This is a genomic window from Pseudomonas sp. B392_1p, assembly GCF_052245235.1.
GTDB lineage: Bacteria > Pseudomonadota > Gammaproteobacteria > Pseudomonadales > Pseudomonadaceae > Serpens > Serpens gallinarum.
Genome location: NZ_JBQPXM010000003.1, coordinates 77,029 through 89,941, shown reverse-complemented (window position 1 = coordinate 89,941; position 12,913 = coordinate 77,029). Strand labels below are relative to the sequence as shown.

Sequence of the window (12,913 nt, the reverse complement as noted above, 5' to 3'; positions counted from 1 at the left end):
CCCTCCGAGTGGGTTGGCAACAGTTTCTCGCCGGGCCTAAGATCAATCCAACGAATGTTTCTTATGCTATCCATCTGGAGGATTGATCAATGGCCACCTACCCCGGCATCGATACCGAATTGCTGCGCAGCTTCGTCGCCATCGCCGACCACGGTGGCTTCACCCGCGCGGCGGATGTGGTTAATCGCACGCAATCAGCCATCAGCATGCAGATGAAGCGCCTGGAAGACGACGTGCTGGAACGCCAGCTGTTCGAGCGCGACGGTCGTCAGGTTCGGCTTACCGCCGAAGGCCAGGTACTGCTCGGCTACGCGCGGCGCATCCTCAAGCTGCAGGGTGAAGTGATCACCACCCTGCGCCAGCCGCATATGGTCGGCGCGGTACGCATCGGCACCCCTGACGATTATGTGATGCGCTTTTTACCCGGCATCCTGTCGCGCTTTGCCCAGGCCTACCCGCTGGTCCAGGTAGAAGTGCATTGCGAGTCGTCTACCCAGTTGCTGCAACGCCAGGACTTGGACTTAACCATCGTCACCCGCAAGCCAGGCGATGAAATCGGACAACTGTTGCGTCAGGACCCTTTGCTCTGGCTCGAGGCGCCCGGCTTCGATGTGCATGAACAGCGGCCGCTTCCCCTGGCGATGTTCAATACCGACTGCTTCTGCCGCGCCTGGACCTGCAACGCGCTGGACGCCCAGGAAATCGATTACCGAGTTGCCTATACCAGCCCCAGCCTCTCGGCGATCATGGCCGTGGTCAGCGCCGGCCTCGCCGTAACCGCCCAGATGCAGAGCGTGATCCCTTCGGATTTGCGCGTTCTCAGCGAAGCCGATGGCTTGCCGAAATTACCGCAAAGCAGCATTGTGCTGCTGCGCAACCCGCACAACGTCTCGCCCGTCAGCGAGACCTTGGCCGAGCATATCGTCGAGGGGTTCCGGCTTTGATCTGAGCGAAAAAACCTGGCATGGCGTGTTAAGCGCCATGCCGGATGGGATTCAGGCCTTGAGACCCAAGCCCACCGCGCAGATCACCAGGAAGCCGCAGAACAGCAGTTTCAATTTGCGCTCGGGCAAGCCATAGGCCAGCTTCACGCCCCAGCTGATGCTGAGCAGTCCGCCGATGGCCAACGGTATGCCCATGAGCCAGTCGACCTGGCCGTGCAGGCTGTAGCTGACCAGGGTCACTGACGTGCTCGGAATAGCCAATGCCAAGGACAGCCCCTGGGCCATCACCTGGGTGGTGCCGAACACGCTGGTCAGCACCGGTGTCGCCACCACAGCTCCACCCACGCCCAGCAACCCTCCGGCCGCGCCGGCCACCGCACCCAGTGGCGCCAGCCAGGGCCAGGAATAACGCAAGGTAGTGCTGCCCGCCTGAGGACGGAAATAAATCCGCGTGAAGTTGTAGGCCGCCAGCAGGATCAGAAACACCACGAATGCCTTGCGCATGAAACCGGGATCCTGGGTCACCGCCCATTTGGCCCCGATCACTGCGAAGAAGAAACTGGTGATCCCCAAGGTCAACGCATAGCGCAGGTTAATGCGGTTACGCTGGTTGTAACGCCACACCGCCAACAGCACGTTGGGCACCACCATCACCAGCGCCGTGCCTTGGGCCATCTGCTGATCCAGCCCGAACAGCACACCCAGCGTCGGAATGGCAATCAACCCGCCACCAATGCCGAACAACCCACCCACCGTACCAAGCAACAGACCAAGAACCAGATTGATGAGCAGATCGAGCAAATTCATGAAGACTCCTTTAAATCAGGCCGCCATGCTAGCCAGCGGCCGCTATTCTGGAAACGTGCTATCGCGCACAATGGCTTTGCGTTTTTTGCATAAGCGATAGCCATGAATCCCGATCAGCTCACCAACCAACTGACCCTGTTTCTTGATGTCCTGGAATGCGGCAGTTTTTCTGCCGCCGCTCGCCGTCATCCGCTGACCCCTTCTGCCGTAGCCCGGCGCATCGACTCGCTGGAAAAGTCCCTCGGCAGCAGTCTGTTCCTGCGCAGCACCCACGCAATCCGCGTGACACCGGCCGGCCTGGCTTTTGCGCAGCGGGCACAACGCATTCTCAGTGAACTGCACCAGGCACGTGCAGAGGCCGTCTCATTGAGCAGTGTTCCGGAAGGTCAGATTCGCATCGATGCCCCGGCCCCCTTCGGACGCCGTCGCCTGGCCCCAGTCATCGCCGAGTTTCTGCAGCTGTACCCCGGCCTCGATGTACAGCTGCGCCTGATCGACAGCTTTGTCGATCTGCGCGGCGACCACTTGGGCGAGGTTGATCTGGTGCTACGCATCGGCCCGGTGGCCGACACCCGCCTGATTGCCACACCCCTTGCACCGCTGATCCGCGTGGTCTGCGCCAGCCCGGCCTATCTGGAACGTCGCGGAATTCCCAGCCACCCCAGCGAGTTGCTGGAGCATGATGGCCTCGACTGGGACGGCCTGACGCCACAGTACGCCTGGCGCTTTATGGTGGATGAACAATTGCAGCAATTCCGACCTCGCCGTCAGCGCATGAGCACCAACAATGCCGAAACCCTGGTATATGGCGCCCTCGCCGGCCTGGGTATCGCCCACCTGCCGACCTGGCTGGTCAGTGAGCACCTGCTGCGCGGCGAACTGGTGCCTGTGCTCTGCCCGGATGGTCTGCCGGCCCCAGAACCCAGCAGCATCTATGCCCTCAACCTCAACCGGGAAACCCACTCACGCACCCGATTGTTGCTGGGCTTCATGCGCGAGCGTTTTGGTGAGCTGCCGCCCTGGGACCAGGCACTGCGTGCCCGCCTGCAGCCGGCAGGGGCAACCTCGAATACCCATCAGACAGAGGAGTAGCAATGGACGGGCACCGCTCGTCGCAGGTGATTCATACGCCCTGGCAATCGCTACGCTGTAGGTATCGACCTTCCCATCAAGGACATTCCCTTGGCCGGATCCAGTCTGCTCGCGCTAATCGACGACATCGCCACCCTCCTCGACGACGTATCGGTAATGACCAAGGTGGCCGCGAAGAAGACCGCCGGGGTCCTCGGGGACGACCTTGCCCTCAATGCCCAACAGGTCAGCGGGGTCAATGCCGAGCGCGAACTGCCCGTCGTCTGGGCGGTGTGCAAGGGCTCGCTACTTAACAAGGTCATTCTGGTCCCCGCCGCGCTCCTGATCAGTTTCTTCCTTCCTTGGGCGATCACCCCGCTGCTGATGATCGGCGGTGCGTTCCTATGTTACGAAGGCTTTGAAAAAATCGCTCACAAGCTATTGCACAGCCCCACAGAGGAGGCCACCGAACGCCAACTGCGAATCGAGGCCATCGCCGACCCCGCCGTCGACATGCGCACGTTTGAACGCGACAAGATCAAAGGCGCAGTGCGTACCGACTTCATCCTGTCAGCGGAAATTATCGCCATCACCCTGGGGGCCGTTGCCGGGGCGCCCTTCGTGCAGCAAGTCATAGTGCTGTGCGGCATTGCCCTGGTCATAACGGTTGGGGTTTACGGGCTGGTGGCCGGCATCGTCAAGCTTGATGACCTGGGCCTGCTGCTCACCCAGAAAACCTCTCAACTTACCCAGTCCATCGGGCGCGGCATTGTTGCGACGGCGCCATATCTGATGAAAACCCTGTCTATCGTCGGCACCGCAGCCATGTTCATGGTCGGCGGCTCGATCCTGGTGCATGGCCTGGCGCCCGTGCATCACGTCATTCAGCACAGCGCTGAGTTGGCTGGCAACCTACCGGCTGGCGGTCTTGTTTCGATCCTCACCCCGACGCTGCTCAGTGCGCTGTTCGGAATTCTTGCCGGCGGTGTGGTGGTCGCCGCCGTCATGCTGTTTAAGCGCTTGCGCACCGCGGTCGCCTTGTGACGGTATCGTCATTCTGGATTGAATACCCACGCATGAAACAGCTTCTTGTCTCCCTGTTCTGCATAACCGGTGCGCTGCTCAGCGCACCGCTTCACGCCCTTGAGGTGTGGCACTCCAACACGGTGTGGGCCGGTCAGGGCCAATGCGCCGCGGTGTTCTCCTTCGACAGCGATCTGCAAGACGTCAGTGAGCTGCGCCTCAGCGTGTCCGGACTCAACCCGGCCGGGGAAACCATCCTCAGCGGTGAATTGGAAATTGATCAGTTCGGTCAATCCTCGGCCGATCGTTACGCTGAAGCCTACCTGGAAGGCGAAGCGCTGTGCGGTAGCGACCTGGTCATTCAGGTCGAACAGGCCACCGCGCTCCTGAATGGCAAACCCACCGATCTACTGACGACCGATACGCTCAGGGTGCTGGACTTCAAACCGCTGAAAATTCAGCTCTGACAGGCAGTTGCCCTTCAGGGCTGATTGAAGGCTCCACCACTGTCGCTGACGATTCGTCCATCCACCAGCTCGATGCTGCGCCGGCAACTGCTGGACAAGCGTGGGTCATGGGTAACGACTAGCACCGCGCAGCCGTATTCGCGGTTGATGCGGCGAAACAGCTCGAAAACGCTTTCCGCCGTCCGGGTATCCAGGTTGCCGGTGGGTTCGTCGGCCAGCAGCAAGGCCGGGCGCGTCACCAGAGCGCGAGCAATGGCCACGCGCTGTTGCTGTCCACCGGACAGCTGGTTGGCTTTCTGGCCGGCGAAATCCGCCAACCCCACCTCGGCCAGCAGGCCGCGTGCCAATTCGATGTCCTGCGCGGTCGGTTTGCCATGGCGGATCATCAGCGGCATCAGCACATTGTCGAGCACGCTGAACGCCGAGATCAGGTGGTGAAACTGAAACACGAAGCCGATGGCTTCGTTGCGCAGGCGGGTGCGGGCTTCGTCGTCCATGTCGCGGGTCGGTCGACCGAGCAGGTACAGCTCGCCGTCCGTGGGTGAGTCCAGCAGGCCGATGACATTGAGCAAGGTGCTTTTGCCCGAGCCGCTGGGCCCGATCAGCGCTGTCAATTCGCCTCGTTGCAGGCGCAGGTCCAGACCGTGCAGCACTTCTAATTCCAGCGGTGTGCCGGGGTTATACGCCTTGCGCAGCCCCGTCAGGCGCAAGACGTCTTCGGGATCAGACATAGCGGATCGCCACAGCCGGGTCATAACGTGCGGCGCGCCGTGCAGGCGCCGCGGCGGCCAGCACGCCGGTCACCGTGGCCACCGCCATGGCGATCGGCACCAGGCTCGCGTCGACATTGATGATGAACAGCTTGGGGCCGAAGATATTGAACACCTGAATCAGCGACCAGCCGACCAGCCCGCCAAACCCGGAACCCACCAAGCCGAGCAGGCCGCCCTGCACCAGAAACACCCGCAGGATCTGCCGACGGGGGCTGCCCATGGCACGCAGAATGCCGATTTCACGGGTGCGCTGCACCACGCTGACCGCCAGCACACTGGCAATCCCGAAGGCCACCGACAGGCCGACAAAGATACGGATCATCTGCGTGGTCATGCTTTGCGAGCGCAGCGCATTGAGCAACTGGCCGTTGGTGGCCATCCAGCTTTCCGCCTGCAAACCCGTGAGTCGCGCCAAGCGCTCGGCAATGACCTGCGCCTGGAAAATCTCTCGCACGGTAGTGTCGATGACCGTCACACCGCCAGGCAGATCGAGCAGACTCTGGGTTTGCTTCAGGTCGAGATAGACATAGCGCGAGTCCAGTTCTCGCACACCCAGTTCAAAGATCCCGGTAACCATCACAATGGCCTCGCGCCCCTCCCCGGCATCCAGGCGCAGCTTGTCACCGATACCCAGCCCCAGGTCCTTGGCCAACTCACTGCCCACCACGGCATTACCGGCGCTGACGTCGAAGCGCCCGGCAATCAGGTCATGGCTGACGGGAATGATCTTTTCGTAGCGTTCCGGCTCGATTCCCAGCAGCGCCACCGACATACGCGCCACGCCGCGTCGAGCCATGGCCGGGCCGCTGACCAGCGGCGACACAGCGAGCAGTTGCGGCTGCTCGTCGAGAGCATCGCGCACATCTTGCCAATTGCTGATGGAGCGCAAACGCTGCGCGCGAGGACTTTCCAGCACCAAGGCAACCGTGCCCGGCGGGACGGGCACGACGCGGTTCACCTCATCGGGTGGCAACATACGGATATGCGCCTGGGTACCCAGGGTGCGTTCGACAATGTTTGCCTGCAGGCCGGTAATCAGCGCCGTGATAAAGACGATCACCGCCGAGCCTACGGTAATGCCGACGATGATCAGCAGCGTCTGCATGCGGTTGTCGGCCAGAAAGCGCAGCGCAATCTTCCATTCGAACCACAGGGCGTCGATCAGATTCATGACTTACTGCACCACGCCGGCCGGCAGTGGTTGGGACGATACGCGCACGCGCTGCCCTTCCTCGGCATCGGCGGCCAGCACCCAGTCACCGGACTGCAACCCCTTAAGCACTTCACTCAGAGCAGTGCTGCGCAGCCCCAGGCGCACGCCAACCCGCTCGACCTGCCCGTCACGCACTCGTAGCACCTCAGCATGAGGTCCGTCACGGCTGCGCAGCGCATCGTTGGCCACCACCAGCGCCTGATCGCGGCGCGCGGTTTCGATATTCACCGAGACGGTCATGCCCTGGCGTAGAAAATCGGCGGGACTGTCCAGCTGCAAATGCACATCGAGGGTGCCGCGCGCCACGTCCACCGCCGGCGCCAGGTAGCTGACGCGGGCGTCCAGGACACGCTCCGGCCAGGCATCGGCAATCACCTTGGCGCGTTGGCCGAGCGCCAAGGGTGCCAGGTTCTTTTCATCCAGGGGCAGCAGAATCTCGCGGCTGTCGGCGCGTGCGATTTCCAACAGGATGTCACCCGGCCTGACCAGATCGCCCGGCTCGACCTGGCGGGTCTGCACGGTTCCGGCGTATTGGGCCAGTATTCGTGTTTTCGCCAGGGTAGCGCGGGCCTGGGCCAACCGCTCCAGCAGTTGCTGCTCTTCACTGCCCCCGACTGCCAGGGCATCGACCTGCAGCTTGGCCCGGTCTCGCGCCACGCGGCGTGCAACCTCAGTGTTGCGCGCCTGCTCGCGGGCCTCGCTGGACAGTAATTTGCGGTCGAACAAGGCATCGCGGCGCTGCAGTTCGCGGCTTGCCTGATCAAGATTGCTTTGCGCTTCGCGCAGCGCCGCGACGGCCTGGGGGCGACTGGAGTCGGTCAATTGCCGTAGCGCAGCCTCGGCTTCGCGCACCCGCGCCTGCTGGTCCTCGTCATGCAGCACGATCAACACGGTACCCGGTTGAACCTGATCGCCCTCACGCACATGGCGCGCTTTGACCACACCCGTCAGCTCACTGCCAACGCGCGCCAGCGACTGACTGCTGACTTCACCGCTGGCCACCACGCGCTGCACCAAAGGGCGGGATTCAACCTGATACGCTGGCAACTGCGGACCTTGCCACTGGCGCCAGACTACCAGCGACAAGACTATCAATATCAACAGCGCCAACAAGAAAGCAGGCTTTTTCAAGGTGGCCAGAGACAAGGTGAGCGACTCCTTATGCCCACGTAGCACAAAAGCGCTACGAAAAAACCTAGCCTACACAGCGCCCACGTATCTGCCCAGAGGGCATATGCCGCAGCAGCAGGATAATCGTGCGGCATCCATCTCCGATTGCCTTAGGCGCACCCTGGCTTACGTCTTCTCCGGACAAGGCCCCTGCTTGAACATCTCCTCGGCACGCCGCTTCAACTCATCCGGTGCTACATCCTCGACATGGCTGGCCAGCGACCACACATAGCCATAGGGATCACGCAGACTGCCGGAGCGATCGCCGTAGAACATGTCCTGGGGCGGCATCAGCGCCTCGGCACCGGCAGCCACGGCCTGATTGAAGAAGGCATCGACATCGTCCACATACAGGTACAGCCCCAGCGCGGAAAAATCCCGCGGCGCGCCGGCAACGGCAGGGTCCCACGGCTCACCCAGCATAAAGCGCGCCTCGCTCACCTTGAGTTCAGCATGCCCTACCCGCCCATCGGGCCCATCCAGGCGCATGACTTCCTGGGCGCCAAAGGCTTGCTTGTAGAACTCAATGGCCTCACTCGCGTGGAGAATGCTCAGATAGGGCGTGATGCCGGCATAGCCATCTGGTATCGCTTTGACGTTCATGGTCGTGTTCTCGTCATTCGGGTTTGAGGTCAAGCAATGCCTTACCGCTTTCCATGTCGAAAGGCGTCGACCAGTGTTCATGCACAGTGCGCCATTGTCCGTCGAGCTTGCGAAATGCGCCGGTAAAACGCATCCAGCCCGACTGCTGCTCGCCCTTTTCGTTGGTTCCGCCACACCGGCACAGGCCATAGGCAAACGCCAGCTCGGCGTCGGCACTAATTTTCAGGTCGTGCAACTCGAAGGTCATGGGTCCGGTGCACATTGTCATGCAGTATTCCCAGTGCTTGCGATACGCCTCAAGCCCCTTGAACTGCAGTTGCGCGATGGCATCGAAGGCGAGGATATCCGGCGCATAGTGAGCAACGATGCCGTGAATGTCCCCGGAGCGCACCGAGTGACTCCAATGCTCCAGCAAGACACGAATTTCGGACTCGTTCATGGTTTCGCTAGCGGTGAATTTCATAGTCAGTTCCTCTCGAAAGCAGTAGGGACATCCGCATGCACATTCAACGTACGTACCGGACGCACCTCCACAGCCCCGACACGCACCGGCGGAATCCGTGCAGCGATCTGCATGGCCTCATTGAGATCCCGAGCTTCTATCAAGTAGAAGCCCGCCAACTGCTCTTTGGTTTCCGCGAAGGGGCCGTCGGTGATGGACAGCTGGCCATTGCGCATTCGCAACGTGGTTGCGGTTCTTACCGATTCCAGCGCTTCTGCCGCAATCAGCCGGCCACTACTGCGCAACGCATCTCCGCACGCCTGGCACTCCTCATCCCGCGGGCTCTCAGGCAAGCTGTGCAACAACTGTTCGTCGCTGTAGACGAGACAGAGGTATTTCATGGCAACCTCCTTGGTAATGGACGCACTCACTGTTTGGTCGATTGGCCCAGGGAAAATTCGACAATCACTCGCCCGGTTCATCGCAGGTTCTCCAACTGCCGCAGGCAATGCTGCAAATAAGCCCGGTCCGGTGCTTGCCGAACCCTCTGCAAGGCCTGCCGATAGGCTTCCTGGGCCTCGCGCACCAAGCCCAGCCGCCTGCACAAATCGGCGCGCGCCGACCAAGCCAGGTAGTAGCCCGTGAGTTCGCCTTGCGCCAGCAGTTGATCGACCACCTGCAAACCGGCCTGAGCACCGTCACGGCGCGAAACAGCCATGGCGCGATTCAGTTCGATCACTGGCGATGGCGAGAGCAATAACAACGCATCGTACAGACCAACGATTTCTACCCAGTCGGTGGCCTCACTGCTCAAGGCCTGCGCATGCACGGCGGCAATCGCCGCCTGCAGGCTGTAGACGCCGAATCGCTGGGAGCGCAGCGCACGTCCCACCAGCGCCTGCCCTTCGTCGATCAACCCGCGGTCCCATAGCGCGCGGTCTTGAACATCCAGCAACACCGGCTCCCCCGTGGACGAAATGCGCGCCGGACGCCGCGCCTCGTGCAACAGCATCAGCGCCAGCAGCCCCATTACTTCGGGCTCGGGCAATAACTCAACCAGCAGGCGACACAAACGTATCGCCTCGCCCGACAGCTCGCTACGCACAAGCCTGTCGCCCGAAGATGCGAAATAACCTTCGTTGAAGATCAGATAAAGCACCCGTAACACCGCATCCAGTCGCTCCGGCAGCTCGGCCTGTGCGGGCACCTCATAAGGAATGGCGGCCGTGCGGATCTTATGCTTGGCGCGTACGATGCGCTGGGCCATGGTGGACGGCGACACGAGAAAAGCGCTGGCAATAGCCTCAGTGCTCAGATCACAGATTTCCCGCAGCGTCAGCGCTACCTGAGCATCTCCATTCAACGCAGGATGGCAGCAGGTAAAGATCAACCGCAGCCGATCATCCTCAACGCTGGGCTGTTCGACATCGCTCTCCCAGACCTGCTCGCTCAATTGCCGCAGCAGTTCTGGCTGCGAGGCACCGAACCGTGCCTGGCGGCGCAACTGGTCTATGGCCTTGAAGCGCCCTGCGGACACCAGCCAGGCACGGGGGTTGTTCGGCACGCCGCTGTGCGGCCATTGCTCGACCGCCGCGACAAAGGCTTCCTGCAACGCCTCCTCTGCCAACTGAAAATCACCGAGCAGGCGGATCAGGGTCGCCAGAACGCGCCGCGATTCCTCGCGATAGAGCGCCTCGACCATGCCCTGCAACGCCTCGCTCATACCCACCTCGACGTGCCCCGTTGGATCATCGACATAGTGGACGCGAGGGCAGTCCAAACATTCCTACCGGTTGTCTGATTGCCAGCACTCCCTACGACTGGGCTGCTGACGTACTTGGGAGCCGCACCGGTTTGACGGTCCAGTCGAGGATACTTCGCTTGCTCGCCCAACTCTGGGGGCCGCGGATCGTGCCCCTACGCCACCGAGCCATCGCAAGGCACGGCCTGCAGGATCCATAAAAGAACCAAAAAAAACCGCAGCTGGGCTGCGGTTTTTTCATGCTACGAAGAGATCAGTGAGCGAACAGCGAGCTTCCCGCCTTGCCGGCCAGCTTCTCCGGACGGATCAGGAAACGTGCCAGACCCGGCAGCAGCAACAGCGCGCCAATCATGTTGACGATGAACATGAAGGTCAGCATCAAGCCCATGTCGGCCTGGAACTTGATCGCCGAGAACATCCAGGTGGCCACGCCGATGGCCAGGCACAACCCGGTAAACAGAACCGCCTTGCCGGTGGATTTCAGCGTCTCGTAGTAGGCCTCTTGCAACGGCAATCCAGCGCGCAGGAAACTTTCCAGGCGGCTGTAGATATAGATGCCGTAGTCCACGCCGATACCCACCCCCAGTGCAATCACCGGCAAGGTCGCAACCTTCATGCCGATGCCCAGGAAGGCCATCAGCGCGTTACCGAGGATCGAGGTAAGGATCAACGGCAGCACGATGCAGATGGTTGCGGCAATGGAGCGGAATGTGATCAGACACATCACGGCAACGCAGATGTACACCAGGGTCAGGATGGTCAGCTCGGAGGTGGCGATCACCTCGTTGGTGGCCGCCTCGATCCCAGCGTTGCCGGAGGCCAGCAGGAACTGCAGGCCGTCGCGGTTGTTCTGCGCCGCGAACGCTTCCACTTCGGCGGTGACCCGTTTCAGGGTCGCGGCCTTGTGGTCTTCGAGGAACACCAGCACCGGCGCCAGCGAGCAATCGGTGTTGTACAGCCCCTCGGCGCGGGCGATGGAGTTGTTCAGGATGATCTCGTTGCGCGACAGGGCCTCCCATTTCAGGCTGCCCTCGTTCATGCCCTTGATCACCTGTTTGGAGACGCTGACCATGGATACGGCCGATTGCACACCGGTCGTGTTTTCCATCTTCCACATCAACTCGTCAACGGCCGACAGGGTGTCGTAGCGCGAACAGCCCTCGGCGTCGGTCTTTACCATGACCACCAATACGTCCGAGCTGGTCGAATAGTGGTTGATGATGAAATTGTTGTCCTGGTTGTAGCGCGAGTCCGGGCGCAACTCCGGTGCGCCCTGGTCGAGGTCGCCGATCTGCAAGTGCTGTTTCTGGTACAAGAAGCCGCCAATCCCCATGGCCAGCGCCAGCACCACGGATATCGGTGCCACCATCGGATGGGCCACATTGGACAGCAGGCGCCAGAACGGGTGTTCGTTGGCCGCATAGCGTTTGCTGTGCTGTACCGCCGACTTGCTGATACCCAGGTAAGAAATGGCCACGGGCAGCAGGATCAGGTTGGTGAAGACGATGACCGCCACACCGATCGAGGCGCCGATAGCCAGTTCGTGGATCACACCGATATCGATGATCAACAGCGCGATGAAGCCCACCGCATCGGCCAGGATGGCGATCATCCCCGGCAGGAACAGCTGACGGAAGGTCAGCCGCGCGGCGGTCAGGGCATTGTCCGAACCGCTGGAATGCTGCGCGATACCGTTGATTTTCTGCACACCATGGGAAATACCGATGGCGAAGATCAAGAACGGTACAAGCATTGAATAGGGGTCGATGCCGAAGCCGACCAGGTTCATCAGGCCCAACTGCCAGATTACCGCAATCAGCGTGGTGACCAGTACGGAAATGGTACTGCGCATGCAGTGGGTGAACAGCAAGAGCAGCACCATGGTGATCAGGAAGGCGACGCCAAAGAACAGCACCACCATCATCAGGCCGTCGATCAGGTCGCCGACCTTCTTGGCGAAGCCGACGATGTGGATTTCCACATTGGGGTTTTCTGCCTGGTATTTGGTGCGGATCTTTTCTTCCAGGTCATGGGAGAAACGCTGATAGTCCAGCTGCAGGATGCGGCTCTGGTCCTGCGGGTCGGCAAAGGTTTCCAGCAACGGCACGTCGATGATGCTCGACTTGAAATCGTTGGCTACCAGGCGGCCAATCTGCCCGGATTTCAGAACGTTGCTGCGCAGTTGTTCGAGGCTGGCGGCGGAGCCGTCATAGGATTGGGGGATAACTTCGCCCCCATCGAAACCCTCTTCGGTCACTTCGGTCCAGCGCACGCTGGGACTCCACAGTGACTTCAGCGCGGAGCGGTCGACGCCCTGGATGTAAAACACCTCGTCATGGATCTGCCGCAGCGTTTCCATGTACTCCTGGCTGAAAATATCGCCATCCTTGGCCGCCACGGCGATACGCACGGTATTGCCAAGGTTGGCCAGGTCATCGCGAAACTCGAGCATCTTCTGGATGTACGGATGCTCCAGCGGAATCATTTTCTCGAAACTGGTCGAGGGCTTGACCTGCAAGGCGTGGAAGCCCAGAAACAAAGTGACCAACAGGCAGGCGAAGATCACCACCAGCCGGTTGTTAAAAATTAGCCGTTCAAGCAGACCGGCGTGGTTCTGGCGATGAGTGCTCATGAAAAA

General features: G+C 61.1%; 13 protein-coding genes. 4 read left to right on the top strand and 9 right to left on the bottom strand.

Going from position 1 to position 12,913, the window contains the following annotated elements; translation table 11 throughout:
• Positions 1-89: 89 nt before the first annotated feature.
• Positions 90-944 carry a LysR substrate-binding domain-containing protein gene (locus tag ACTV8E_RS05030; protein ID WP_443198726.1) on the top strand — a complete coding sequence of 285 codons (855 nt, stop codon included), beginning with the start codon at positions 90-92 and terminating at the stop codon, positions 942-944.
• A gap of 51 nt (positions 945-995) precedes the next feature.
• On the opposite strand, the gene ACTV8E_RS05025 is transcribed toward ACTV8E_RS05030, so the two are convergent.
• Entirely contained in the window at positions 996-1,745 is a 750-nt protein-coding gene (locus ACTV8E_RS05025) for a sulfite exporter TauE/SafE family protein (RefSeq protein ID WP_443198971.1), read from the bottom strand.
• A gap of 108 nt (positions 1,746-1,853) precedes the next feature.
• Between ACTV8E_RS05025 and ACTV8E_RS05020 the strand changes: the two genes are divergently transcribed.
• From ACTV8E_RS05020 to ACTV8E_RS05010, 3 genes are all read left to right on the top strand, one after another.
• The gene (locus ACTV8E_RS05020) at positions 1,854-2,843 is read left to right on the top strand and encodes a LysR family transcriptional regulator (protein WP_443198725.1); all 990 of its coding nucleotides are present in this window, start codon (positions 1,854-1,856) and stop codon (positions 2,841-2,843) included.
• Positions 2,844-2,933: 90 nt separating this feature from the next.
• Positions 2,934-3,866: a DUF808 domain-containing protein gene (locus ACTV8E_RS05015; RefSeq protein WP_443198724.1), complete on the top strand. Its 933-nt coding sequence runs from the start codon at positions 2,934-2,936 to the stop codon at positions 3,864-3,866.
• A 32-nt stretch (positions 3,867-3,898) separates the two neighbouring features.
• Positions 3,899-4,312, top strand: coding sequence for an IrmA family protein (locus ACTV8E_RS05010; protein ID WP_251836080.1), 414 nt, complete (start codon positions 3,899-3,901; stop codon positions 4,310-4,312).
• Positions 4,313-4,326: 14 nt separating this feature from the next.
• Here the strand turns inward: ACTV8E_RS05010 and ACTV8E_RS05005 are convergent, their stop codons facing one another.
• The 8 genes from ACTV8E_RS05005 to ACTV8E_RS04970 form a co-directional block, all read right to left on the bottom strand.
• Complete coding sequence (locus ACTV8E_RS05005; protein ID WP_443198723.1) at positions 4,327-5,043, bottom strand: ABC transporter ATP-binding protein; 717 nt, start codon at positions 5,041-5,043, stop codon at positions 4,327-4,329.
• Positions 5,036-6,256, bottom strand: a complete 1,221-nt coding sequence (locus tag ACTV8E_RS05000) for an ABC transporter permease (protein ID WP_443198722.1) — start codon at positions 6,254-6,256, stop codon at positions 5,036-5,038. The genes ACTV8E_RS05005 and ACTV8E_RS05000 overlap by 8 nt, the downstream gene beginning before the upstream one ends.
• A gap of 3 nt (positions 6,257-6,259) precedes the next feature.
• Positions 6,260-7,444, bottom strand: a complete 1,185-nt coding sequence (locus ACTV8E_RS04995) for an efflux RND transporter periplasmic adaptor subunit (RefSeq protein ID WP_443198721.1) — start codon at positions 7,442-7,444, stop codon at positions 6,260-6,262.
• Positions 7,445-7,594: 150 nt separating this feature from the next.
• Entirely contained in the window at positions 7,595-8,071 is a 477-nt protein-coding gene (locus tag ACTV8E_RS04990) for a VOC family protein (protein ID WP_251836084.1), read from the bottom strand.
• A gap of 13 nt (positions 8,072-8,084) precedes the next feature.
• Positions 8,085-8,534 (bottom strand): YybH family protein, encoded by a 450-nt coding sequence (locus ACTV8E_RS04985; protein ID WP_273535198.1) that lies wholly within the window; start codon positions 8,532-8,534, stop codon positions 8,085-8,087.
• Between the two features lie 2 nt (positions 8,535-8,536).
• On the bottom strand, positions 8,537-8,914 hold the full coding sequence (locus ACTV8E_RS04980; RefSeq protein ID WP_273535199.1) for a YciI family protein: 378 nt from the start codon (positions 8,912-8,914) through the stop codon (positions 8,537-8,539).
• A gap of 77 nt (positions 8,915-8,991) precedes the next feature.
• Entirely contained in the window at positions 8,992-10,236 is a 1,245-nt protein-coding gene (locus ACTV8E_RS04975) for an RNA polymerase sigma factor (protein WP_443198720.1), read from the bottom strand.
• 292 nt (positions 10,237-10,528) lie between these two features.
• On the bottom strand, positions 10,529-12,907 hold the full coding sequence (locus tag ACTV8E_RS04970) for an efflux RND transporter permease subunit (protein WP_443198719.1): 2,379 nt from the start codon (positions 12,905-12,907) through the stop codon (positions 10,529-10,531).
• Positions 12,908-12,913: the final 6 nt, after the last annotated feature.

Bases quoted from the DNA above. Each gene is read 5' to 3' on its own strand.
- ACTV8E_RS05030 (WP_443198726.1), top strand. From the start codon at position 90: ATGGCCACCTACCCCGGCATCGATACCGAATTGCTGCGCAGCTTCGTC.
- ACTV8E_RS05020 (WP_443198725.1), top strand. From the start codon at position 1,854: ATGAATCCCGATCAGCTCACCAACCAACTGACCCTGTTTCTTGATGTC.
- ACTV8E_RS05010 (WP_251836080.1), top strand. From the start codon at position 3,899: ATGAAACAGCTTCTTGTCTCCCTGTTCTGCATAACCGGTGCGCTGCTC.
- ACTV8E_RS05005 (WP_443198723.1), bottom strand. From the start codon at position 5,043: ATGTCTGATCCCGAAGACGTCTTGCGCCTGACGGGGCTGCGCAAGGCG.
- ACTV8E_RS05000 (WP_443198722.1), bottom strand. From the start codon at position 6,256: ATGAATCTGATCGACGCCCTGTGGTTCGAATGGAAGATTGCGCTGCGC.
- ACTV8E_RS04990 (WP_251836084.1), bottom strand. From the start codon at position 8,071: ATGAACGTCAAAGCGATACCAGATGGCTATGCCGGCATCACGCCCTAT.
- ACTV8E_RS04985 (WP_273535198.1), bottom strand. From the start codon at position 8,534: ATGAAATTCACCGCTAGCGAAACCATGAACGAGTCCGAAATTCGTGTC.
- ACTV8E_RS04980 (WP_273535199.1), bottom strand. From the start codon at position 8,914: ATGAAATACCTCTGTCTCGTCTACAGCGACGAACAGTTGTTGCACAGC.
- ACTV8E_RS04975 (WP_443198720.1), bottom strand. From the start codon at position 10,236: ATGAGCGAGGCGTTGCAGGGCATGGTCGAGGCGCTCTATCGCGAGGAA.
- ACTV8E_RS04970 (WP_443198719.1), bottom strand. From the start codon at position 12,907: ATGAGCACTCATCGCCAGAACCACGCCGGTCTGCTTGAACGGCTAATT.